20 protein-coding genes are annotated in these 22,404 nt (G+C 72.1%); 16 read left to right on the forward strand and 4 right to left on the reverse strand.

Features of this window, described 5'->3' with window-relative positions; all coding sequences use genetic code 11:
- The first annotated feature begins 16 nt into the window (after positions 1 to 16).
- From glmU to cysN, 7 genes are all read left to right on the forward strand, one after another.
- A complete protein-coding gene (gene glmU, locus O7625_RS11480; protein ID WP_348774001.1) occupies positions 17 to 1,516 on the forward strand; it encodes a bifunctional UDP-N-acetylglucosamine diphosphorylase/glucosamine-1-phosphate N-acetyltransferase GlmU in 1,500 nt (499 codons plus the stop codon).
- Positions 1,517 to 1,603: 87 nt separating this feature from the next.
- Positions 1,604 to 2,584 carry a ribose-phosphate diphosphokinase gene (locus tag O7625_RS11485; RefSeq protein WP_067307168.1) on the forward strand — a complete coding sequence of 327 codons (981 nt, stop codon included), beginning with the start codon at positions 1,604 to 1,606 and terminating at the stop codon, positions 2,582 to 2,584.
- Positions 2,585 to 2,877: 293 nt separating this feature from the next.
- Positions 2,878 to 3,564 carry a 50S ribosomal protein L25/general stress protein Ctc gene (locus O7625_RS11490; RefSeq protein WP_282345808.1) on the forward strand — a complete coding sequence of 229 codons (687 nt, stop codon included), beginning with the start codon at positions 2,878 to 2,880 and terminating at the stop codon, positions 3,562 to 3,564.
- An 88-nt stretch (positions 3,565 to 3,652) separates the two neighbouring features.
- Positions 3,653 to 4,243, forward strand: coding sequence for an aminoacyl-tRNA hydrolase (gene pth, locus O7625_RS11495; protein WP_067307174.1), 591 nt, complete (start codon positions 3,653 to 3,655; stop codon positions 4,241 to 4,243).
- Positions 4,244 to 4,362: 119 nt separating this feature from the next.
- Positions 4,363 to 5,166: a 3'(2'),5'-bisphosphate nucleotidase CysQ gene (locus O7625_RS11500; RefSeq protein WP_067307177.1), complete on the forward strand. Its 804-nt coding sequence runs from the start codon at positions 4,363 to 4,365 to the stop codon at positions 5,164 to 5,166.
- A 78-nt stretch (positions 5,167 to 5,244) separates the two neighbouring features.
- Entirely contained in the window at positions 5,245 to 6,159 is a 915-nt protein-coding gene (gene cysD, locus O7625_RS11505; protein ID WP_282345809.1) for a sulfate adenylyltransferase subunit CysD, read from the forward strand.
- Complete coding sequence (cysN, locus tag O7625_RS11510) at positions 6,159 to 7,454, forward strand: sulfate adenylyltransferase subunit CysN (protein WP_282345810.1); 1,296 nt, start codon at positions 6,159 to 6,161, stop codon at positions 7,452 to 7,454. The genes cysD and cysN overlap by 1 nt, the downstream gene beginning before the upstream one ends.
- Before the next feature lie 380 nt (positions 7,455 to 7,834).
- On the opposite strand, the gene galK is transcribed toward cysN, so the two are convergent.
- Entirely contained in the window at positions 7,835 to 9,043 is a 1,209-nt protein-coding gene (gene galK, locus O7625_RS11515) for a galactokinase (RefSeq protein ID WP_282345812.1), read from the reverse strand.
- Complete coding sequence (gene galE / locus O7625_RS11520; protein ID WP_231932833.1) at positions 9,040 to 9,969, reverse strand: UDP-glucose 4-epimerase GalE; 930 nt, start codon at positions 9,967 to 9,969, stop codon at positions 9,040 to 9,042. Before galE ends, galK begins: the two co-directional genes overlap by 4 nt.
- Before the next feature lie 227 nt (positions 9,970 to 10,196).
- Here galE and O7625_RS11525 point away from each other — a divergent pair, with 227 nt between their 5' ends.
- The 6 genes from O7625_RS11525 (at position 10,197) to O7625_RS11550 (ending at position 15,035) form a co-directional block, all read left to right on the forward strand.
- Positions 10,197 to 11,297, forward strand: a complete 1,101-nt coding sequence (locus tag O7625_RS11525; protein ID WP_282345814.1) for a hemolysin family protein — start codon at positions 10,197 to 10,199, stop codon at positions 11,295 to 11,297.
- A 33-nt stretch (positions 11,298 to 11,330) separates the two neighbouring features.
- Positions 11,331 to 12,356, forward strand: a complete 1,026-nt coding sequence (trpS, locus tag O7625_RS11530; RefSeq protein ID WP_282345815.1) for a tryptophan--tRNA ligase — start codon at positions 11,331 to 11,333, stop codon at positions 12,354 to 12,356.
- A gap of 44 nt (positions 12,357 to 12,400) precedes the next feature.
- Positions 12,401 to 12,958 (forward strand): 2'-5' RNA ligase family protein, encoded by a 558-nt coding sequence (locus tag O7625_RS11535; RefSeq protein ID WP_089004321.1) that lies wholly within the window; start codon positions 12,401 to 12,403, stop codon positions 12,956 to 12,958.
- Between the two features lie 89 nt (positions 12,959 to 13,047).
- Positions 13,048 to 13,959, forward strand: a complete 912-nt coding sequence (locus O7625_RS11540) for a YhjD/YihY/BrkB family envelope integrity protein (protein WP_089004322.1) — start codon at positions 13,048 to 13,050, stop codon at positions 13,957 to 13,959.
- Positions 13,959 to 14,348 carry a GntR family transcriptional regulator gene (locus tag O7625_RS11545; protein WP_067309525.1) on the forward strand — a complete coding sequence of 130 codons (390 nt, stop codon included), beginning with the start codon at positions 13,959 to 13,961 and terminating at the stop codon, positions 14,346 to 14,348. The genes O7625_RS11540 and O7625_RS11545 overlap by 1 nt, the downstream gene beginning before the upstream one ends.
- 228 nt (positions 14,349 to 14,576) lie before the next feature.
- On the forward strand, positions 14,577 to 15,035 hold the full coding sequence (locus O7625_RS11550) for a hypothetical protein (protein ID WP_282345816.1): 459 nt from the start codon (positions 14,577 to 14,579) through the stop codon (positions 15,033 to 15,035).
- A 345-nt stretch (positions 15,036 to 15,380) separates the two neighbouring features.
- On the opposite strand, the gene O7625_RS11555 is transcribed toward O7625_RS11550, so the two are convergent.
- Both O7625_RS11555 and O7625_RS11560 read right to left on the reverse strand, forming a co-directional pair.
- Positions 15,381 to 17,018: a glycoside hydrolase family 13 protein gene (locus O7625_RS11555; RefSeq protein ID WP_282345817.1), complete on the reverse strand. Its 1,638-nt coding sequence runs from the start codon at positions 17,016 to 17,018 to the stop codon at positions 15,381 to 15,383.
- A gap of 245 nt (positions 17,019 to 17,263) precedes the next feature.
- Positions 17,264 to 18,328, reverse strand: a complete 1,065-nt coding sequence (locus tag O7625_RS11560; protein WP_067309534.1) for a LacI family DNA-binding transcriptional regulator — start codon at positions 18,326 to 18,328, stop codon at positions 17,264 to 17,266.
- Positions 18,329 to 18,525: 197 nt separating this feature from the next.
- Here O7625_RS11560 and O7625_RS11565 point away from each other — a divergent pair, with 197 nt between their 5' ends.
- From O7625_RS11565 to O7625_RS11575, 3 genes are all read left to right on the forward strand, one after another.
- Complete coding sequence (locus O7625_RS11565; protein WP_282345818.1) at positions 18,526 to 19,779, forward strand: maltose ABC transporter substrate-binding protein; 1,254 nt, start codon at positions 18,526 to 18,528, stop codon at positions 19,777 to 19,779.
- The gene (locus O7625_RS11570; protein WP_282345821.1) at positions 19,779 to 21,401 is read left to right on the forward strand and encodes an ABC transporter permease subunit; all 1,623 of its coding nucleotides are present in this window, start codon (positions 19,779 to 19,781) and stop codon (positions 21,399 to 21,401) included. The genes O7625_RS11565 and O7625_RS11570 overlap by 1 nt, the downstream gene beginning before the upstream one ends.
- A 176-nt stretch (positions 21,402 to 21,577) precedes the next feature.
- Positions 21,578 to 22,387 (forward strand): sugar ABC transporter permease, encoded by an 810-nt coding sequence (locus O7625_RS11575; RefSeq protein WP_282346912.1) that lies wholly within the window; start codon positions 21,578 to 21,580, stop codon positions 22,385 to 22,387.
- The last annotated feature ends 17 nt before the right edge of the window (positions 22,388 to 22,404 follow it).

A 22,404-nucleotide genomic window follows, 5' to 3' on the forward strand; every position in this document is an offset into this window, starting at 1 on the left:
TGACGGGAGCCCACCCGTGTCCCAGCCCCACCGCCGTACCGTCGTCGTGCTCGCCGCGGGGGAGGGCAAGCGGATGAAGTCGGCGCTGCCCAAGGTACTGCACCCCCTGCTCGGCCGGACGCTGCTGGGCCACGTGCTGGCCGCGGCCGGGCCGCTGCGCGCGGACCGCACCGTGGTGGTGGTCGGGCACGGGGCGGATCAGGTCCGCGCCCACCTGGCCGAGGTCGCCCCGGAGGCCACCGGAGTCCTCCAGGCCGAGCAGCTCGGCACCGGGCACGCGGTGCGGATCGCGCTGGACGCCGTGCCGGACGCCACCGGCACCGTCGTGGTGATCAACGGTGACGTCCCGCTGCTGCGGACCGGGACGGTGGAGGCGCTGGTCGCGGCGCACGAGGGCGAGGGGGCGGCGGCCACGGTGCTCGCCGCCGAGGTGCCCGACCCGACCGGGCTGGGGCGGATCGTCCGGGACGCCGCCGGTCGGCTGGAGCAGATCGTGGAGGAGCGCGACGCGACCCCGGCCCAGCGGGCGCTCCGGGAGATCAACGCCGGCATCTACGCCTTCGACCTGGCCCGGCTGCGGGCCGCGCTGGGCAAGCTCTCCACCGACAACGACCAGGGTGAGGAGTACCTCACCGACGTCTTCGGGCTGCTCTTCTCGGCGGGTGAGCCGGTCGGTGTGCACGTGGCCGCCGACCACGTCGAGACGTTGGGCTGCAACGACCGGGTGGAGCTGGCCGGGTTGCGCCGGCTGCTGCGGGACCGGGTGAACGAGGCCTGGATGCGGACCGGGGTGACGATCCTCGACCCGGCGACCACCTGGATCGACGTGACGGTCACCGTCGGGCGGGACACGGTGCTCGACCAGAACACCCAGCTGCGGGGGGCCACGGTGGTGGGTGCCGAGGCGGTGGTCGGGCCGGACGTGACGCTGGTCGACACGGTGGTGGGTCCGGCGGCGACCGTGCTGCGCAGCCACGCGGTGGGCGCCGAGGTGGGTCCGGGGGCCAGCGTCGGCCCGTACGCCTACCTGCGGCCGGCGGCGCGGCTGGCCGAGAAGGCGAAGGTGGGCACGTTCGTCGAGGTGAAGAACTCCGATGTGGGGCCGGGCGCGAAGGTGCCGCACCTGTCGTACGTGGGGGACGCGACGATCGGGGCGAGGGCCAACATCGGCGCGGCGACGATCTTCGTGAACTACGACGGGGTGAACAAGCACCGCACGGTGGTCGGTGACGGTGCGTTCGTCGGCTGTGACACCAACCTGATCGCCCCGGTCGAGGTGGGCGCTGGGGCGTACGTGGCGGCGGGCAGCGCGCTCAGCCAGGACGTGCCGCCGGGGGCGTTGGGGGTGACCCGGGCGCCGCAGCGCAACATCGAGGGCTGGGTGCTGCGTAACCGGCCGGGGACGGTCTCCGCGCGGGCTGCCGAGCAGGCCCGGGCGGCTGCCGAGGGTGCGTCGGGCGGTTCGCCGTCGACAAGCGAAGGTGAGGCAATCCACGGGGGTGCCGAGGCGGTGTGAGGGTCGTCGGTGTCGGGGCATACTGCAACCGAATAGCCCCGGCCCACCGCCGCCGGGCACCACCGACCAACGGGAGCAGACGAGCCCATGGGTAGCATCGTGGCCGAAAACCGCAAGAGCCTGATGCTCTTCTCCGGACGTGGCTTTCCGGAGTTGGCCAAGGAGATCGGTGAGGTGCTCGGTGTAGCGCCGACCCCTTCCGACGCGTACGAGTTCGCCAACGGGGAGATCTTCGTCCGGTTCCGGGACTCGGTACGTGGTTCGGACGCCTTCGTGGTCCAGTCCGTCACACACGGGGTCAACACCTGGGTCATGGAGACCCTGATCATGATCGACGCGTTGAAGCGGGGCTCCGCGAAGCGGATCACCGTGGTGCTGCCGTTCTACCCGTACTCCCGGCAGGACAAGAAGCACCGCGGCCGGGAGCCGATCTCGGCCCGGTTGGTGGCGGACCTGCTCAAGACGGCCGGGGCGAACCGGATCCTCACCGTGGACCTGCACACCGCGCAGATCCAGGGTTTCTTCGACGGACCGGTGGACCACCTGTTCGCGATGGACATCCTCGCCGAGTACGTGGAGCGCAAGTTCGCCGGTCGGCCGATGACCGTGGTGGCGCCGGACTCGGGCCGGGTGCGGGTGGCGGAGCGGTGGACGGACCGGCTCGGCGGCTGCCCGCTGGCGTTCATCCACAAGACCCGGGATCCGATGAAGCCGAACCAGGTGGTGGCGAACCGGGTGGTCGGCGAGGTCGAGGGGCGGGTCTGCCTGATCGTCGACGACATGATCGACACCGGTGGGACGATCACCAAGGCGGCGGACATCCTCAAGGAGTCCGGCGCGGCGGAGATCGTGGTGGCCTCCACCCACGCCCTGCTCTCCGACCCGGCGACCGAGCGGTTGAAGAACAGCCCGGTCACCGAGGTGGTGGTGACCAACACGCTGCCCCTGCCGCCGGAGAAGCAGCTGGACAAGCTCACCGTGCTGTCGATCGCGCCGCTGCTGGCGCGGGCGATCCGGGAGGTCTTCGACGACGGGTCGGTGACCACCCTCTTCGGCGGGCTCAGCTGACGCCCGGACCGAGGGCTGTGCCGGCCCGGTCGGCGGCGACCGGGCCGGGGCCGACGCGCGGGGCGGCGGCGCGAGACGGGGACTGCCGGAGAGCCCGGAAAGACCTCGGGTAGACTGGTGCGGTTGCCACGGCGAGGGTGCCCGGCGGGTCGCTGAGAGAGCGCCGCACGGAGGCACCGTCATCGACGCGGTGCTCCGGGCAGTCGTTCATGACGCATGAGCCCCAAGCGAGCCCCTCGCCCCAGCACCGCCAGACGACAAGCCGCCGTAGCGTTAGCATCAGGAGTTTTCCCGTGTCCGAGGTAAAGATCAGCGCCGAGCCCCGTACGGAGTTCGGCAAGGGTGGTGCCCGTCGTACCCGCCGAGCCGGCAAGGTGCCCGCTGTGCTGTACGGCCACGGCGAGAAGCCCAAGCACATCGCGCTGCCGGCGCGGGAGTTCGCCGCCGCCATCCGTAAGGGCGGCGCCAACCAGCTCTTCGCGATCGAGGTCAGCGACGGCACCCAGGTGCTGGCGCTGCCGAAGGCGATCCAGCGTGACCCGATCCGGGACAGCTTCGAGCACGTGGACCTGCTGCTGGTCCGTCGGGGCGAGAAGGTCACCGTCGAGGTCCCGGTCCAGCTGACCGGTGAGGCCGCGCGGGACACCCTGATCGTGCACGACCACGACACCCTCTCGGTGACCGCCGACGCCACCAAGGTGCCGGACCACCTGGAGGCGTCGATCGAGGGGCTGGAGGCCGGCAGCCAGGTCACCGCCGCCGACGTCGAGCTGCCCACGGGTGTCGAGTTGGCGGCCGACGCGGAGCAGACGGTCGCCTCGGTGACCGCGGCCCCCACCGCCGAGCAGCTCGAAGCCACCCTGCCGGAGGTCGAGACCCCCGAGGAGACGGAGGCCACCGAGGCCGCCGAGGGTGCGGAGGCCGCCGAGACCTCGGCCGCCGAGGGTGCCGAGAACGCCGAGGCGAAGACCGAGGCCTGATCGGCCGCATCGTTTCACGGCAGGCGCTCCCGTCGCGGGGGCGCCTGTCGGCGTATCGGGGCACCGACGGTGAGGGGAGATACGGGACGTGACGGACGAGACGGGGCCGTGGCTGGTGGTCGGCCTGGGTAATCCGGGTCGGGAGTACACCGGGAACCGGCACAATGTCGGCTTCATGGTCGCCGAGTTGCTCGCCGTACGGCTGGGCGCGCGGTTCGGCCGGTACAAGCGGGTGGTGGCGGACGTCGCCGAGGGGCGGATCGGTTTCGGCGGCCCGAAGGTGGTGCTGCTCAAGCCGCAGACGTACATGAACCTGTCGGGGGGGCCGGTGGCCGCGCTGGCGCAGTTCCACAAGATCCCGGCCGACCGGGTGATCGCCATCCACGACGAACTGGACATCCCGTACGGGCAGGTGCGGGTGAAGCTGGGCGGTGGCGAGGGCGGGCACAACGGTCTGCGTTCGATGTCGAAGTCGTTGGGGACGAAGGAGTACGCCCGGGTGCGGTTCGGCATCGGCCGGCCGCCGGGGCGTCAGGATCCGGCGGACTTCGTGCTGTCGGACTTCGGCGCGGCGGAGCGCAAGGAGCTGGCGTTCCTGGTGGACCGGGCCGCCGACGTGGTGGAGTCGGTGGTCACCAAGGGTGTCGAGCCGACCCAGAACGCGTATCACGGGGCCTGAGGCGCGGGGGCGTACTCGGAGCGCGGTGGAGGTGCCGGTAGTCTGCGCCTTCTGACGTGGCCCGACCCCCGCGCGGGCCGTGGTGCGGCGACGGGAGCGAGTTCGTGGGCAGTCCTCCGATGATCGACGGCGCGTTCGCCCGATGGCTGGCGGACCGGGCCGGGCAGGCCCTGGTGGAGCTTCGCGCCGAGCTGGGGTTCGCGGACGCCGGGGCGTTGAAGTCGGCCGGGGACAAGGTCTCGCACGATCTGATCCGCAGCGAGCTGGCGAAGTGGCGACCCGGTGACGCCGTCCTCTCCGAGGAGGACGAGGGGTCGCGGCTGGTGGGCGCCGTCGGCGGGGTGTCCCGGCTGACCGCCGACCGGGTGTGGATCATCGATCCGTTGGACGGTACCCGGGAGTTCTCCGAGCCGGGGCGGTCCGACTGGGCGGTGCACGTGGCGCTTTGGGCGCGCAACGCGCCGTCGCCGCACGGGCTGGTGGCGGGCGCGGTGGGTCTGCCGGCGCAGCACCGGGTGCTGGCCACGGACTACCCGCCGGCGTACCCGCCGATGACGGTGGAGGCGGCCACCTCGGGAGCCCGTACGCTGCGGTTGGCGGCGAGTCGGAGCCGGCCGCCGGCCTTCCTCACCGCGCTGGCCGACGACGTGGGCGCGCAGTTGGTGCCGATGGGTTCGGCGGGGGCGAAGATCGCGGCGGTGGTGACCGGGGACGTGGACGCCTACATCCACGCGGGTGGCCAGTACGAGTGGGACTCGGCGGCGCCGATCGCTGTGGCGACGGCCACCGGCCTGCACGCTTCCCGAATCGACGGTTCTGCGCTGAGATACAACGAGGCGGATCCGCGCCTGCCGGACCTGCTGGTCTGCCGCAAGGATCTCGCCAGCCGGTTGCTTGCAGCGTTGCAGAGACATTCCGGGTAGCCTGAGCGCTGTTTTTGATTTGTCCGACCGGAAAGGTCTGGAATCCATGAACGGATCCGCGCCGATCGAGCCCGTGGCATGAGCGCCCCCACGCACTCCTACCAGGTCTCCCACCTCGACGCCCTGGAGGCGGAGAGCATCTTCGTGATGCGTGAGGTGGTCGCCGAGATGGAGCGGCCGGTGCTGCTCTTCTCGGGTGGCAAGGACTCGATCGTGATGCTCCGGTTGGCGCAGAAGGCGTTCGCTCCGGCGAACATCCCGTTCCCGGTGATGCACGTCGACACCGGGCACAACTTCCCCGAGGTCCTCGACTACCGCGACCAGCGGGTCACCGAGCTGGGCCTGCACCTGATCGTGGCGAGCGTCCCCGACGCACTCGCGGCCGGGACGGTCCGTGAGTCGGCCGACGGGATGCGGAACCGGATCCAGACGCCGGTGTTGTTGGACGCGGTGGAGAAGCACCGGTTCGACGCGTTGTTCGGTGGGGCGCGGCGGGACGAGGAGAAGGCGCGGGCGAAGGAGCGGGTGTTCTCGTTCCGGGACGAGTTCGGGCAGTGGGATCCGAAGAACCAGCGGCCGGAGTTGTGGTCGTTGTACAACGGTCGGCATCATCCGGGGGAGTCGATCCGGGTGTTCCCGTTGTCGAACTGGACCGAGTTGGACATCTGGCACTACATCGCGCGGGAGCGGGTGCCGTTGCCGTCGATCTACTACGCGCACGACCGGGAGGTGGTCGAGCGTGACGGCATGTTCTACGCGGTCAACGAGTTCTTCCAGCCCCGGGCGGGCGAGGAGCCGTTCACCGCGCGGGTGCGCTACCGCACCGTCGGCGACGCCTCCTGCACGGCGGCGGTGCGTTCGGACGCCGACACGGTGGACCTGGTGATCGAGGAGGTGGCCGCGACGCGGATCACCGAGCGGGGGGCGACCCGGGGCGACGACCGGGTCAGCGAGGCCGCGATGGAGGACCGCAAGCGGGAGGGTTACTTCTGATGAGCACCGAGACGGTGTCGCCCGAGGTCGAGGCCCGGCCGATGGACCTGCTGCGGTTCGCCACCGCGGGAAGCGTGGACGACGGTAAGTCGACCCTGATCGGGCGGCTGCTCTACGACACGAAGTCGTTGTTCACCGACCAGCTGGCGGCGGTGGAGGCGGTCAGCGCGGCCCGGGGCGACGAGTACACCAACCTGGCGTTGCTCACCGACGGGTTGCGGGCCGAGCGGGAGCAGGGCATCACCATCGACGTGGCGTACCGCTACTTCGCCACCCCCCGCCGCAAGTTCATCATCGCCGACACCCCGGGGCACATCCAGTACACCCGGAACATGGTGACGGGGGCGTCGACGGCGGATCTGGCGTTGATCCTGGTGGACGCGCGGAAGGGGCTGGTGGAACAGTCGCGGCGGCACGCGTTCCTGTGCTCGCTGCTGCGGGTGCCGCACCTGGTGCTGTGCGTCAACAAGATGGATCTGGTCGACTTCTCCCAGGAGGTCTTCGAGCAGATCGCCGACGAGTTCACCGCGTTCGCCGCGAAACTCGACGTACCGGACCTGACCGTGGTGCCGGTGTCGGCGTTGCAGGGCGACAACATCGCCACCCGCTCGGAGAACATGCCCTGGTACGAAGGCCCGTCCCTGCTGCACCACCTGGAACGGGTACACATCGCCTCGGACCGCAACCTGGTCGACGTCCGGTTCCCCGTGCAGTACGTGATCCGCCCCCAGTCGACCACGGTCACCGACTACCGCGGCTACGCCGGTCAGGTCGCCTCCGGCGTCCTCAAGCCCGGCGACGAGGTGATGGTCCTCCCGTCCGGGTTCACCAGCCGGATCAGCGCCATCGAGACCGCCGACGGACCCGTCGACGAGGCGTTCCCCCCGATGTCGGTCACCGTCCGCCTCACCGACGAGATCGACATCTCCCGCGGCGACATGATCTGCCGGCCGAACAACGCCCCCACCGTCTCGCAGGACATCGAGGCGATGGTCTGCTGGATGGACGAGACCCGGCCGCTCCAGGTCGGCGGCAAGTACACCATCAAGCACACCACCCGGACGGCGCGGACGATCGTGCGCGGTCTGTACTACCGCCTGGACATCAACACCCTGCACCGCGACGAGGCCGCCGGTGAGCTGAAACTCAACGAGATCGGCCGGGTCCGGCTGCGCACCACCGTGCCGCTGCTCGCCGACGAGTACCGCCGCAACCGCACCACCGGCGGCTTCATCATCATCGACGAGGCCACCAATCGCACGGTAGCCGCCGGCATGATCGTCGACACCGCCTGAACCCCCACCCCTCAACTCCCCCGGCCCGGCCCGGCCCGGCCTGGTCCCGGCCCTGGCCCGGCCTGGTCCGGTCTTGGCCCGTTGATCAAGAGGTTTAGGTCAATCTCGTCCGCGAGATTGACCTAAACCTCTTGATCACCCGCTGACCCCACCCGGTGATCCTCCACCCCGGCCCACCCCACCCCGCAAGGGCGTGATCGGCTCGGTGATCAAGAGGTTTACGTCGGGATGCGAGCGTGGGGTTGACCTAAACCTCTTGATCACCGTGCCCAGCGGTGCCCGTGCCCAGTCGTGTCGTGCCCGTGCTCGGCCGGGTCGGTTGGGGTGGGCGTAGGCGGGCTGGGTGCTGTCGGGGCGGGGGTGGTGGGGGAACCGGGGAGTCAGGGGAGCCAGGGGAGGCGGGTGGTGCCGGGGGCGGGGAGGGCGGTGAGGGTGGTGGGGGTGGGGAAGCCGCGCTCGGCGTACGCGGTCGTGACGGCCGCCGCCACCGCCTCCGAGTGGTCCGTCTCGACCAGGGCGAGGACGCAGCCGCCGAAGCCGCCACCGGTCATCCGGGCACCGAGCGCGCCGGCCGCGAGCGCCGCCTCGACCGCGGTGTCGACCTCGGGGACGGTGATCTCGAAGTCGTCCCGCATGGAGGCGTGCGAGGCGGTCAGCAGCGGCCCGATCTCGGGCACCCGGCCGGCGCGGAGCAACGCGACGGTGTCGAGTACCCGCTGGTTCTCGGTGACCACGTGCCGGACCCGGCGTCGGGTCTCGTCGTCGGGCAGCCGGCCGAGGGCGTCGTCGAGGTCGGCGGCCGGTACGTCGCGCAGTGCGGGCACCCCGAGCAGGGCGGCGGCGCGTTCGCAGGCGGCCCGGCGGGAGGCGTACTCACCGTCGGCGTGCCGGTGCGGGGCGCGGCTGTCGATCACCAGGATGGCCAGGCCGGCGGCGTCCAGGTCGAACGGGATGTGTTCGACGGACTCGTCGCGGCAGTCGAGGAAGAGGGCGTGGCCGGCGCGGCAGCGGATCACCGCGGACTGGTCCATGATCCCGGTGGGTGCGCCGACGTAGGCGTTCTCGGCGCGCTGGGCCAGCCGGGGCCGGCGCCCGGTGGGCAGGTCGAGCCCGGCCAGGTCGACCAGGGCGGTGAGCACCGCGGCCTCCAGCGCCGCCGACGAGGAGAGCCCGGAGCCGAGCGGCACGTCCGAGGCGATCGCCAGCCGGGCACCGGGGACGGCGTATCCGGCCTCGCGCAGGGCCCAGACCACTCCGGCGACGTAGCCGCCCCAGCCGGTGACCCGGCCGGGGGTGTCGACCTCGGCGGTGCCGAAGTCGACCGGCTGGTCGGCGATCTCCGACCGGACCGTCCAGTGTTCGTCGGGCCGGGGGCTGGCGGCGACCACGGTACGCAGCGGGAGGGCGAAGGGGAGCACGAATCCGTCGTTGTAGTCGGTGTGCTCGCCGATCAGGTTGACCCGTCCGGGTGCGGCCCAGCGGCCTGCCGGCTGTTCGTCGTACCCGGAGCGGAAGGCGGCGGTGGCGCGGTCGGCGACGTCGGTCGTGGCCGGGGCGGCGGCGGCCGGTCCGTCCGCTGCGGGCGTCACGACTGCCCCAGCACGTGCGTGCGGTAGAACGCCCAGGCGTCGCCCACCATGTCGGTGAGGGTCGGCTTCTCGGGCACCCAGCCGAGTTCCTGGCGGGCCAGGTCGGCGGAGGCGACGAGTTCGGCCGGGTCGCCCTCGCGGCGGGGGGCGGTCTCGACCGGCACCGGGTGGCCGGTGACCTCGCGGACCACGTCGACGACCTGGCGGTTGGTGAAGCCGCTGCCGTTGCCGAGGTTGTAGATGCGGTGCCGGCCGGGCACGGCGGCGGTGAGCGCCAGCAGGTGGGCGCGGGCGAGGTCCTCGACGTGGATGTAGTCGCGGACGCAGGTGCCGTCGACGGTGGGGTAGTCGTCGCCGAAGAGCTGGAGTTTCTCCCGGCGGCCGGCGGCGACGTCGAGAGCGATGGGGATGAGGTGGGTCTCCGGGTCGTGCCGTTCGCCGATGGCGAGGCCGTCGCGCAGGTACGCCCCGGCGACGTTGAAGTAGCGCAGTGAGACGGCGGCCAGGTCGTGTGCGGTCGCCTCGGAGGTGAGCACCAGGTCGACGGCGAGTTTGGTGGCGCCGTACGTGTTGGTGGGGGCCTTGACGGCGGTCTCCGGGATGGGCAGCTCGACCGGGTTGCCGTAGACGGCGGCGGTGGAGGAGAAGACCAGGCGCGGCACCCGGGCGGCCCGGACGGCGTCGACCAGCGCGATCGAGCTGACCGTGTTGGCGTGCCAGTACGCCTCGGGGCGGACCATCGACTCACCGGCGGCGATCAGCGCGGCGAAGTGCAGCACCCCGTCGTAGCCGGCGTCCGGGGTGAGCACCTGGGCGGCTTCGTGCACCGGCAGGTCGACGTGGGTGGCGTCGGGGGCCAACGCGGCCCGGTGGCCGGTGCGCAGGTCGTCCAGGACGGTCACCCGGTGGCCGGCGTCGAGCAGCATCCGGGTCACCACGCTGCCGATGAACCCGGCACCGCCGGTGACGAGCAGTTTCACGTCGGTCCTCCTGCCTGGCCGCGCCCGCTGCGGCCGTTCGTGATCACCCTACGGCCGGGTGCTGTCGCCGCGCTGTGCGTCGTAGATGGCCACCATTCCATCATGAACCTTCATGATTGAACAGATCCGCACATTGCCCACGCCCGGTGACCGGCGGTCCTACCATCACTTCCATGCGGGAGGCGGGTGGTCCCGGGGCCGGCCCCAGGAGACGTACGCCGGTACGGAGCCGGCGCGCACCCGGGCCGGTGGCCCGCGGTGTCGCCCGGTTGGTCGTGCGGGCCGCCGACGGGGCCACCCGGCTGGTCACCGGTCTGCTCGGCGCGAGCCCCGCCGCCGGGCGGGAACGGATCAGCGAACACGAGCTGCGCGACCTGGTCGCCGCCAACACCGTCATCGATCCGGACGAGCGGCGGATCATCGACGAGGTGCTGGTCGCCGGGGCCAGTCTGGTCCGCGAGGTGATGATGCCCCGCACCGAGGTGGTCTTCCTCGCCGCCGGGCTGACCCTCGCCGAGGCGGAACGGCTGGTCCGGATGGAGCCGCACACCCGCTACCCGGTGGTCGACGGCACCCACGACGACGTGGTCGGCTTCATCCACCTGCGGGACGTGCTGCTCCGCCCCGACCTGGACCCGACCACCACGGTGGGCCGGCTGAGCCGGGAGGTCAAGCGGCTGCCCGGCAGTAAGCGGGTGCTCGCCGCGCTCACCGAGATGCGCCGCGAGGGCCACCACCTCGCCGTGGTGGTCGACGAGTACGGCGGCACGGCCGGCATCGTCACCTGCGAGGACCTGATCGAGGAACTGGTCGGGGAGATCTACGACGAGCACACCGGCCCGCCCGAACCGGCGTCCGCCGGCCTGCCGGCCGTGGTGGACGGTCGGCTCAACCTGGCCGACTTCGCCGAGCGGACCGGGGTACCGCTGCCCGCCGGCCCGTACGAGACGGTCGGCGGATACCTGATGGCGGCCCTCGGCCGGCTGCCGGTCGCCGGGGACGAGGTTCCGGTCGGCTCGTCGGACGATCCACCGCCGACGGAACCGGCCGACGGGTGGCTGCTGCGGGTGCTCGCCCTCGACGGCCGTCGGGTCTCCCGGGTCGCGGTCTCCGCCGCCCGCCTGCCGGAGCCGCGCCGCGGGGTGCCCGTTCCCGCCGAGCCGCCGGGACGCGGGGTCACCGCCCCGGCGGGACGCGGGGTCACCGCCCCGGCGGGACGCGAGGTCACCGCCCCGGCGGGGCCGGCGGCGAGTCGACCCGCCGGCCCGTCATGACGTACCCGGGGCGTTGCTGACAGAATTGCCGTCATGTCCGACGTTCCCTCCCGTCCCCGCGTCTTCTCCGGTATCCAGCCGACGGCCGACTCGTTCCATCTCGGCAACTACCTGGGCGCGGTACGGCACTGGGTGGCGTTGCAGGACACCCACGAGGCGTTCTACTGCGTGGTCGACCTGCACGCGATCACCGCCGGGCACGACCCGGCGGTGCTGCGGCAGCGCACCCGGGTGGCCGCCGCGCAGCTCTTCGCGGTCGGCATCGACCCGGACCGCAGCGCCCTGTTCGTCCAGTCGCAGGTGCCCGAGCACGCGCAGCTGGCCTGGGTGCTGGGGTGCATCACCGGCTTCGGCGAGGCGAGCCGGATGACCCAGTTCAAGGACAAGTCGCAGAAGCAGGGCAGCGACCGGTCCAGCGTCGGGCTGTTCACCTACCCGATCCTCCAGGCCGCCGACATCCTGCTCTACCAGGCCGACGCGGTGCCGGTCGGCGAGGACCAGCGGCAGCACCTGGAGCTGTCCCGCGATCTGGCCCAGCGGTTCAACTCGCTGTTCGGGCCGACCTTCACGGTGCCCGCCCCGCACATCGTCAAGGACACCGCCAAGATCACCGACCTCCAGGAGCCGACGGCGAAGATGTCGAAGTCGTCGTCCTCGCCGGCCGGGATCATCGACCTGCTGGAGGACCCGGCCCGCTCGGCCAAGAAGATCCGCTCGGCCGTCACCGACACCGGTCGGGAGATCGTCTTCGACACGGCCACCAAGCCCGGGGTGTCCAACCTGCTCACCATCCACTCGGCGCTCTCCGGCCGGAGCATCGACGACCTGGTGGCCGCGTACGCGGGCCGGGGCTACGGCGATCTCAAGAAGGACCTCGGTGAGGTGGTCCGCGAGTTCGTCACCCCGATCCAGGAGCGCACCCGCACCTACCTCGACGATCCGGCCCAGCTCGACAAGCTGCTCGCCGCGGGTGCGGAGAAGGCCCGCGCGGTCACCGCGCCGACCCTGCGGACAGCGTACGAGCGGGTCGGGTTCCTCGCGCCGGTCCACTTCGAGTAGCGGTGGGCGGGGCGGCGGTACGGGTCGGTACGACGGGCGGAGGGGTGGCGCGGAGCGTGGACCGCAGGGACGGGGTTCCGGTGACCGGCGAGACGATCCAGATCGGGATCGCGGTGGACATCCCGCAGCCCTGGGGTGAGCTGCTCACCCGACGCCGGGTGCAGACAGGCGACCCGCAGGTCGTCCCGGCGCACGTGACCCTGCTCGGCCCGACCGAGATCCCGCTGGAGGCGCTGGACGCGGTCGAGACGCACCTGGCCGAGGTCGCCGCCGCCCACCTGCCGTTCACCCTGCACCTGCGGGGCACCGGCACGTTCCGGCCGGTGACCCAGGTGGTCTTCGTCGCGGTGGCGGCCGGGATCAGCGAGTGCGAGCTGCTCGCCGCGGCCATCAACGCCGCGCCCGCCCTGCGCCGGGAGCTGCGCTTCCCCTACCATCCGCACGTCACCGTCGCCCAGGACGTCGCCCCCGAGGCGCTGGACCGGGCGTACGAGGATCTCGCCGACTTCTCGGCGATGTTCGAGGTCGAGGGGTTCACCCTCTTCTCGCACAGCGGGCAGACCCGGTGGCAGCCGCGCCGGGACTTCCGGCTCGGCGGCTGACCGTCCACCGGGGTCCGGTTGGTCGGCACCGGTGACGACAGATCGGCGAGGATGACGTGGTGGACGCGTGGGACCGGTGGACCGCCGGCATGGACCGCCGGTTCACCGTGGCCCGGCACCGGTGGCCCCGGCTCGACCACGTCTGGCGGGCGGTGGACCTCTACGGCGAGGTGCTGGGCGGCCGGCTGGCGGCCGCCATCGCGTACTACGGCTTCTTCGCGGTCTTCGCCCTCGCCCTGGTCGCCTACTCGGTCTTCGGGGCGATCCTCGAGGACAACGACGAGGTCTCCGACGCGGCGGCCGAGTTCCTGCGGGACAACCTGCCCTTCCTCGACCCCCGGCAGATCGCCGAGAGCAGCAACGCCGTCGGGGTGGTGGGCCTGGTCATCCTGGTCTTCACCGGGATCGGCTGGGTGGAGGCGATCCGGTCGTCGCAGCGGTTGATGTACGGCTTCAACCAGCAGCCGGGCAACCTGGTGGTCCGCCGGCTGGTGGACCTGGGTGTGCTGCTGCTGGTCTTCGTGATGCTCGGTGTCTCGGTGGCGGCCGTGGACGCGCTGGAGTCGGTGCTGCGGTTCCTGCTGCGGGCCACCGGCTCGGTGGGGCTGACCACCGTCAGCGCCGTACTCAGCGTGCTGGTCAACGCGGTGCTGGCGACGGCGCTGCTGGTGGCGGTGCCCCGGCTGCGGATGAGCCGGCGGCGGCTGCGGCCGGTGGTGCTGCTGGTGGCGGTCGGGATCACGCTGCTCAACACGGTGGGGCGGTTCTACATCGTGCGGACCGAGCGGAACCCGGCGTACGCGGTGGTGGCCGGCGCGGTGGCGGTGCTGCTCTACCTGTACCTGCTCAACCAGCTGGTGCTCTTCGGTGCCGCGCTCGCCGCCACCAGCCGGCACGGCCGGGTGGTGGACCTCTCCGAGGGGGCGGTGATGCGGCAGGTCAACGTCGAGGCCGACGTCGACACCGAGACCGATCCGGGTACGCCGGGAGGAGCGGGCTGATGTCGATCGAGATCGACCCGGAGTCGACGGTGCCCCCGTACGAGCAGGTGCGTTCGCAGCTCGCCGCGATGATCGGGGACGGGCGGCTGGCGGTGGGCACCCGGCTCGCCCCGGTCCGGCAGTTCGCCGCCGAGCTGGGGCTGGCGGTGAACACGGTGGCCCGCGCCTACCGGGAGTTGGAGTCGGCCGGGCTGGTGCAGACCCGGGGGCGGCACGGCAGCTTCGTCGCCCCGGGGCGGGACGACGCGGCGGACCGGTTGCACCGGGCGGCGACCCGGTACGCCGAGGAGGCGGCCCGGCTGGGTGTGCCCGCCGACCGGGCGCTGGCCCTGGTCCGGTCCGCGCTGGGCGTCCCGCCGCCGACCGGTTCCGGGCCGCCGCAGGGCTGACGGTCGTCGGGTGATCGGTCGCCGGGCGACGGTCCCCCTGACGGCGTCGGCGACCGGGTCGCCGGGCGGCTGGCGGTCGTCAGGTGTGACCGGTCGCCGGGCGGCTGGCGGTTGTCGGGTGACCGGTCGCCGGGTGGCTGACGGCGTCGGGTGGCTGACGGTCGCCGGAAAAGATGAACGGGGGCGGATGCCGCCGCGGGCTCCGGTCACGCCGCCGATGATGAACCGGTGGGCGCACTCGTGACGCTGGACCTGCCGGACGACTCCCCGCTGCTCGGCCTGCCCTGGATCATCACGGTCGGCCCGCTCGCCGACCCGGCGGAGTGGGAGCCGGTGGTCTGCGGGCCGTACGAGCGTCCGCACGCGCTGGCGCTGGCCGAGGCGGTGGTGGCCGACGAACAGTTGATGGCGGTGGTCGAGCCGCTGGTGCCGGCGCTGTCCGCCGAGGAGATCCGGGGCGAGGTCGCCGCCGCGCAGCTCGCCGCCGACGACGAGGCCGCCGGAATCGAGGCGGCCGACCTCTACGGGGACTTCGAGCAGGTCCTGGACGAGCAGGACGACGGGCCGGGGGAGTCGTGGGCGACGGCCACCGTCGGGGCGACGTCGCCGGAGCCGCTGCCCGTCCCGACCGAGGAGCAGGTCCGGGCGGGCTTCGGGCGGATCGCCGGGCTGCTGCGCGAACGGTGACGGCGCCACCGGCTCGCCGGCCTGGCGGAGCACCCGTGGCGCGAGTGGGTATCCGGTGGGCTGCCCGTGGCGGGACCGGTACCCGGTGGGCTGCCCGTGGCGCGAGTGGGTATCCGGTGGGCTGCCCGTGGCGGGACCGGTACCCGGTGGGCTGCCCGTGGCGCGAGTGGGTATCCGGTGGGCTGCCCGTGGCGGGACCGGTACCCGGTGGCGCACCGGTGTCCCGGGGAAGCCACTTCCCGGGACACCGGTGCCACCCTCACCCCCCACCACAAGGGGTCGGCAGCCGGTCGCCCGTCGGCGCGGGGCACAACGGACGACCAGGTCAAAGGCGGGTTACCCGGCTCAGCGCCGTTCGAACCACGCGGCGGCGTCCACCGGCAGGACGTGTCCGGCGTCCTGCGCGGTGAGGTCTGCGCTGGCCACCACCGGGTGGCCGTACCCGTCGATCCGGGCCGGGGCGCCGCTGAGGTTGACCACGCAGGTCAACACGGTGTCGTCGGCGCTGCGGCTGAACGCGAGCAGGCCGGGACCGGCCTCCTGCCAGGTCACCGGACCGGCGGCGGTCGCCAGCGCGGGATGCTCGTGCCGGATCCGCAGCGCGGCCCGGTACAGCTCCAGCGTCGAGCCGGGCGTCCCGGTCTGGGCGGCCACCGAGAGGGCACGCCAGGTCGCCGGGGCCGGCAGCCAGCTCAGCGCGCTGCCCTCCGGACCGAAGCCGTACGGGGCCAGCTCGCCACTCCACGGAATCGGCACCCGGCAGCCGTCGCGGCTCTCCCCGGTCCGCAGGAACGCCGGGTCCTGCCGGAGCGCGTCGGGCAGGTCCAGCACCTCCGGCAGACCCAGCTCCTCGCCCTGGTAGAGGTAGGTGGAGCCGGGCAGGGCCAGCATCAGCAGGGCGGCGGCCCGGGCCCGGCGCAGGCCCACCTCGCCGTCGCCGTACCGGGTGACGTGCCGCTGCCGGTCGTGGTTGGACAGCACCCAGGTGGTCGGTGCGCCGACGATGGTCGACTCGGCCAGCGCGGTGTCGATCACCTTGCGGAACGAGTCGGCCGACCAGGTGGCGTCGAGGAAGTCGAAGCTGAACGCCTGGTGCAGTTCGTCGGGGCCGATGTAGCGGGCCAGCCGTTGCGGGGTCTCGGCCCACGCCTCGGCGACCGCCATCCGACCGCCGGGGTAGCTGTCCAGGATCGGCCGCCAGGCGCGGTAGATGTCGTGCACCTCGTCCTGGTCGAAGTAGGGCAGCCGGCCCTTGCCGAGCAGCTCCGACTGACGCCGGCCGGTGGTCATCGAGCTGAAGCCGACGTCCGGCAGCCCCTCGGCCTTGATCATGCCGTGGGCGACGTCGATCCGGAACCCGTCGACGCCCCGGTCGAGCCAGAACCGGAGCACGTCTTCGAACTCGGCGCGCACCTGCGGGTGCCGCCAGTTCAGGTCCGGCTGGGCCGGGTCGAACAGGTGCAGGTACCACTGGCCGTCCGGCAGCCGGGTCCAGGCGGGGCCGCCGAAGATGCTCTCCCAGTCGTTGGGGGGCAGCTCACCGTCGACGCCCCGGCCGTCGGCGAAGAGGTAACGCTGCCGTTCCGGGGAGCCGGGGCCGGCGGCGAGGGCGGCGGTGAACCAGGGGTGCGCGCTGGAGGTGTGGTTGGGCACCAGGTCCACGATGATGCGCAGGCCGAGCGCGTGCGCGTCGGCGATCATGGCGTCGAAGTCGGCGAGGCTGCCGAAGAGCGGGTCGACGTCGCGGTAGTCGGCCACGTCGTAGCCGCCGTCGATCTGCGGCGAGGTGTAGAACGGGGTCAGCCAGAGCGCGTCCACGCCGAGGTCACGCAGGTAGGGCAGCCGCTGCCGGATACCCCCGAGGTCGCCGACGCCGTCGCCGTCGGAGTCGGCGAAGCTGCGGACGTACACCTGGTAGACGACCGCGGCACGCCACCAGTCGTGGTCGGAGGTCGGTGGCGTGGAGGGGGCGGCGGCGGTCATCGGTGGAGATCCCCGTTCTGCGGCGGCGCGGTGGCTGACCCGCACGGTGCCGGGTGACGGACGCGGGTGCTGAGAGAATGCCGGCCGGATGCTGCAAGCGTCAAGCATCTCTTGCGCAAGAAATGACGTCCGTCACCTGCGGCCAGGGTCGGGCGTGCTTCCGGGCCGTCCCATCAACCGGGAAGCCGGCCGCGCCCCGCCGGGACGACGGTCAGGTCGCGACGAAGGTTGGGTCGGGACGACGGTCAGGCCGGGACGGCGAGGGCGGGCGGGGCCGGGCGCTGCCGGCCGGCGTCGGCCTGGCGTACCACCGCGGTGGACCCGCGCACCACCAGCTCCGGGCGGAACAGGTACTCCGAGTGCGGGGCGGCGTGCCCGTTGATCTCGTCCACCAGCGCCCGGACCGCGGCCACCGCCATCGCGGCCACCGGCTGCCGCATCGTGGTCAGCGGCGGATCGGTGAAGGCCATCAGCGGCGAGTCGTCGTAGCCGACCACCGACAGGTCACCGGGGACGGACCTGCCGCGTTGCCGGGCGGCCCGGACCGCGCCCAGCGCCATCAGGTCGGAGCCGCAGACGATCCCGGTCACCCCGCGCTCGATCAACCGGCCGGCGGCGGCCTCGCCGCCCTCGACACCGAACAGGGACAGCTCGGCGAGCGCGTCCAGCTCGGTCCCGGTCGCGCCGAGGCGGGTCATCGCGGCCCGGAAGCCGGCCACCCGGCGCTGCACCGGCACGAACCGGTCCGGCCCGGTGACCAGGCCGATCTGCCGGTGCCCGAGCGCGACCAGGTGCGCCACGGCCAGCTCGGTGGCCTCCCGGTCGTCGCAGGAGACGAAGGGCGCGGCGATGCCGGGGGCGTACCCGTTGATCATGACGACCGGCAGCGGCCGGGCGATCAGCGCGCGGTACCGGTCGTGGTTGGCCGCCGTGTCGGCGTGCAGGCCGGAGACGAAGACGATGCCGGAGACCTGCCGGTCGAGCAGCATCTCCACGTACTCGTCCTCGGTGACCCCGCCCGGGGTCTGGGTGCACAGCACCGGGGTGAACCCGCTCTGCGCCAGGGTGGACTCGATCACCTGGGCGAACGCCGGGAAGATCGGATTCTCCAGCTCGGGAACCACCAGCCCGACCAGTCCGGCGCTGCGCTTGCGCAGCCGGGCCGGACGCTCGTACCCGAGCACGTCGAGGGCGGTGAGGACGGCCTGGCGGGTCTCCGGGGCCACGCCGGGGCGGTCGTTGAGCACCCGCGACACCGTGGCCTCGCTGACTTCGGCCTGTTGGGCGATGTCGGACAGTCGAGCGCGCATGGCCGAACTTTAGCCCACGGGCAAGTTCTTGCGGGCGCTTCTGCAAGCCCTTCCATTGGCTGCAACCTCTTGCTAACGTCCCGGCAACACACGAGAGCAGCGACCCGGCAGGTCCGGCGTCGGTTGGCAAGAACTTTCAGCTTTTCCCAGGGCGGGCCGCCCTCCCCCGGCGGCTCGCCATGACGACAGGAGTACCGATGCGCATCCGTACCGCGGGTGTGGTCACCGTCCTCGGCCTGGCGCTCGCCGCGTCCGGCTGCGGCGGCGGCGACAGCAACGACGAACCGGCCGCCAAGGCGACCTCCCCGGCCGCGAGCGGCAAGCTCGTCATCTGGGCGGACGACAAGCGGACCGCGGCGCTCAAGCCGTTCGCCGAGAAGTTCGGCCAGGACAACGGCGTCACCGTCGAGGTGCAGGCCGTCTCCAAGGACCTCCAGACGAACTTCGTCACCGCCTCGCAGCAGGGCAGCGGCCCGGACGTCGTGGTCGGCGCGCACGACTGGATCGGCAACCTGGTCCAGAACGGTGCCATCGACCCGGTGCAGCTCACCGCCGCACAGAAGGGCGGCTTCAACGAGACCGCGGTCAAGGCGGTGACCTTCAACGGCCAGCTCTACGGCGTGCCGTACGCCACCGAGAACATCGCGCTGATCCGCAACACGGCGCTGGCCCCCGACGCGCCGAAGACGATCGAGGACCTGGTCGCCACCGGCAGGAAGCTCAAGGCCGAGAAGAAGGCCAGCGAGATCCTCTGCCTCCAGTCCGGCCAGAACGGCGACGCCTACCACATCTACCCGCTGTACACCTCGGCCGGCGGCTACCTGTTCGGCACCGCCGCCAACGGCGACTACGACCCGAAGGACCTCGGCGTGGGCAAGCCGGAGTCGGTCGAGGCGTTCAGGAAGATCGGCAAGCTCGGCGAGAAGGGCGACGGCGCGCTGAAGCGCTCGATCACCGGCGAGAACTCGATCGCCACCTTCACCGGCAAGAAGTGCGCCTTCCTGGTCTCCGGCCCGTGGGCGATCGCCGACGCCAAGAAGGCCGGCATCTCCTACGACATCTCGCCGGTCCCGGGCTTCGCCGGTGGCAAGCCGGCCCAGCCGTTCGTCGGCGTCCAGGCGTTCTACGTGGCCGCCAAGGGCAAGAACAAGGCGCTGGCCCAGGAGTTCGTCACCAACTACGTCACCACCCCGGAGCTGGCGGTGGCGCTCTACCAGGCCGAACCGCGCCCGCCGGCGCTGACCGCCGCGTTCGACCAGGTCAAGGGCACCGACCCGGATCTGGCCAAGTTCTCCGAGGCGGGCAAGGACGGTCAGGTGCTGCCGGCGATCCCGGCGATGGCCGCGATCTGGGATCCGTTCGGCAAGGCGGAGGCCGCCGTCATCGGTGGCGCCGACCCGGCGAAGACCGTCACCGCCGCCGGTAAGACGATCTCGGGTCAGATCAAGTAATGAGCACGCTGTCCGGCCCGGGGCCTGCCCAGCAGGCCCCGGGCGGCGGGCTCCCGGGCACGCCCCGCACCGCGCGCCACCACGCGCCGATCACCGCGACCGGTCTGGTCGTCAAGGTGGTCCTGCTCGGCCTGGTGGCCGGGATCGCGATCTGGGCGGCCTTCCCGCTCGTCGCCGCCCGGCTCTGGGGCGGACTGGCCGTCCTGGCGGTCACCACCGTCGGCCTGGGCTACCTCTATCTCACCCGCCGGCACATCCCGGCCAAGTACCTGGTGCCGGGGACGATCTTCCTGCTCGCCTTCCAGGTCTTCCCGGTGCTCTACACCGCGAGCACCGCGTTCACCAACTACGGCGACGGGCACCGGGGGTCCAAGGACGACGCGATCGTCGCCATCGAGAGCTCCTCGGTCAAGCAGGTCCCCGGCTCCGCCGAGTACGCCCTCGCCGTCGCCACCAGGGGCGACCCGGCCACCGGCCCGCTGGTCTTCCTGGTGACCGACCCGGCGGCCGGCACGGTCTCCGCCGGGGACGCCGACGGGCTGCGTCCGCTCGCCGCCGCCGACGTGACCGTCACGCCCGGCGGCCGGGTCACCGCCGCCCGGGGCTACACGGTGCTGACCTTCGGCCAGGCCAGCGTCCGCAGCGAGGAGATCACCGGCCTGGTGGTGCCGACCCCGGGCGGCGCGCTGCGCGCCACCGGCCTGTCCCGGGCCTACGAGGGCAGGGCCATCCGGGCGTACGACCGGAGCTGCGACTGCGTCACCGACAGTGAGACCGGCCGCACCTGGACCGCCGACCCGAAGGCCGGTGCCTTCGTCGCCGCCGACGGCGAGCGGCTCGCCCAGGGTTGGCAGGTCGGCGTGGGGCTGAAGAACTTCGCCCGGGTGCTCACCGACCCGGACATCTCCGGCCCGTTCTTCGGCACCCTGCTGTGGAACTTCGCCTTCGCGATCGGCTCCACCGGGCTCACCTTTCTGCTCGGCATGGCCATCGCGCTGGCCCTGCACTCGCCCCGGATGCGGGGCACCAACCTCTACCGGGTCCTGCTGATCCTGCCGTACGCCATGCCGTCGTTCGCGATGCTGCTGGTCTGGCGGGACATGTTCAACACCGACTTCGGCCTGGTCAACAACCTGTTCGGACTCGGTGTCGACTGGTTCGGCGAAGCCTGGTCGGCCCGGCTCGCGGTGCTGCTGGTGCAGCTCTGGCTGGGGTACCCGTACATGTTCCTGGTGGCCACCGGAGCGCTCCAGGCCATTCCGAAGGAGCTGACCGAGGCCACCTCGGTCGACGGCGCGTCGCCGTTCCAGTCGTTCCGGGCGGTCACCCTGCCCCTGCTGCTGGTCGCGCTCTCGCCGCTGCTGATCGCGTCGTTCGCGTTCAACTTCAACAACATCAACGCGATCTGGTTGACCACCGAGGGCGGCCCGTTCGCGCCGGACAACCCGACCAACGGGGCCACCGATCTGCTGATCACGTACACCTACCGGCTGGCCTTCGGTGCGCAGGGTGCCGAGTTCGGCCTGGCCGCCGCGGTGTCGATCTTCATCTTCGCGATTGTCGCCACGGTCTCGGCGGTCAGTTTCCGGCGCACCCGCCAGCAGGAGGAGGTCTACTCGTGACGACCCACCCGAACGTCGCCGGGGCGACCGCGCCCCGGCGGGACGCGGCCGGCCCATCCGACTCCCGGCCGGGTGCCGACGGAACCGGTGCGGTCCGGCCGGGCCGCACCGCGCGTGGCCGGGGCGGCCCCGGGCGGCGCGGGGGCCGGTGGCTCGCCCAGGTCGGCTGGCGGCACGTGGTCGGCGTGCTGGCGGTGGCGTTCAGCCTCTTCCCGATCCTGTTCGTGCTCTCCGCCGCGCTCAACCCGCTCGGCACGCTCTCCTCGACCGAGCTGCTGCCGACCGGGGCGTCCCTGGAGAACTTCGGCAACCTGTTCGAGCGGACGGAGTTCGGCCGCTGGTTCCTCAACTCGCTGCTCATCGCGGGCGGGGCCAGTTTCGCGTCGATCTTCCTGTCCGCGCTGGCGGCGTACGCGTTCTCCCGGATGCGCTTCGCCGGACGCCGGTTCGGCCTGCTGACCCTGCTGCTGATCCAGATGTTCCCGCAGTTCCTGGCCATCGTGGCGATCTTCCTGATCTTCAGCCGGGTCACCGACCTGTGGCCGTCGATCGGTTTCAACACCCCGTGGGGCCTGTTCCTGCTCTACCTGGGCGGGGCGCTGGGCATGAACACCTGGCTGATGAAAGGGTTCTTCGACACCCTGCCCCGCGAACTGGACGAGTCGGCCACCATGGACGGCGCGAGCCACGCCCAGGTCTTCTTCCGGATCATGTTGCCGCTGGTGGCGCCGATCCTGGCGGTGACCGCGCTGCTGTCGTTCATCGGCACGATCAACGAGTTCATGATCGCCAACGTGTTCCTCACCGACACCGGGTCGAAGACCCTGGCGGTCGGCATGTTCGGCCTGGTGGCCGGGGAGCGGAACAACAACTTCGGGATCTTCGCGGCGGGCACCCTGCTCACCGCGATCCCCACCGTGCTGGTCTTCCAACTGCTCCAGCGTTACATCGTCTCCGGCCTGACCGCCGGGGCGGTCAAGGGCTGACGAGACCCGACCGGGAG

Source organism: Micromonospora sp. WMMD714 (assembly GCF_029581315.1).
Lineage (GTDB): Bacteria > Actinomycetota > Actinomycetes > Mycobacteriales > Micromonosporaceae > Micromonospora > Micromonospora rifamycinica.

Bases quoted from the DNA above. Each gene is read 5' to 3' on its own strand.
- O7625_RS11560 (WP_067309534.1), bottom strand. From the start codon at position 18,328: ATGCGCGCTCGACTGTCCGACATCGCCCAACAGGCCGAAGTCAGCGAG.
- O7625_RS11565 (WP_282345818.1), top strand. From the start codon at position 18,526: ATGCGCATCCGTACCGCGGGTGTGGTCACCGTCCTCGGCCTGGCGCTC.
- galE (WP_231932833.1), bottom strand. From the start codon at position 9,969: ATGCTGCTCGACGCCGGCCACCGGGTGACCGTCCTGGACGACCTGCGC.
- cysD (WP_282345809.1), top strand. From the start codon at position 5,245: ATGAGCGCCCCCACGCACTCCTACCAGGTCTCCCACCTCGACGCCCTG.
- O7625_RS11485 (WP_067307168.1), top strand. From the start codon at position 1,604: ATGGGTAGCATCGTGGCCGAAAACCGCAAGAGCCTGATGCTCTTCTCC.
- O7625_RS11570 (WP_282345821.1), top strand. From the start codon at position 19,779: ATGAGCACGCTGTCCGGCCCGGGGCCTGCCCAGCAGGCCCCGGGCGGC.
- O7625_RS11525 (WP_282345814.1), top strand. From the start codon at position 10,197: ATGCGGGAGGCGGGTGGTCCCGGGGCCGGCCCCAGGAGACGTACGCCG.
- cysN (WP_282345810.1), top strand. From the start codon at position 6,159: ATGAGCACCGAGACGGTGTCGCCCGAGGTCGAGGCCCGGCCGATGGAC.
- O7625_RS11555 (WP_282345817.1), bottom strand. From the start codon at position 17,018: ATGACCGCCGCCGCCCCCTCCACGCCACCGACCTCCGACCACGACTGG.
- O7625_RS11545 (WP_067309525.1), top strand. From the start codon at position 13,959: ATGTCGATCGAGATCGACCCGGAGTCGACGGTGCCCCCGTACGAGCAG.
- O7625_RS11540 (WP_089004322.1), top strand. From the start codon at position 13,048: ATGGACCGCCGGTTCACCGTGGCCCGGCACCGGTGGCCCCGGCTCGAC.
- trpS (WP_282345815.1), top strand. From the start codon at position 11,331: ATGTCCGACGTTCCCTCCCGTCCCCGCGTCTTCTCCGGTATCCAGCCG.
- O7625_RS11500 (WP_067307177.1), top strand. From the start codon at position 4,363: ATGATCGACGGCGCGTTCGCCCGATGGCTGGCGGACCGGGCCGGGCAG.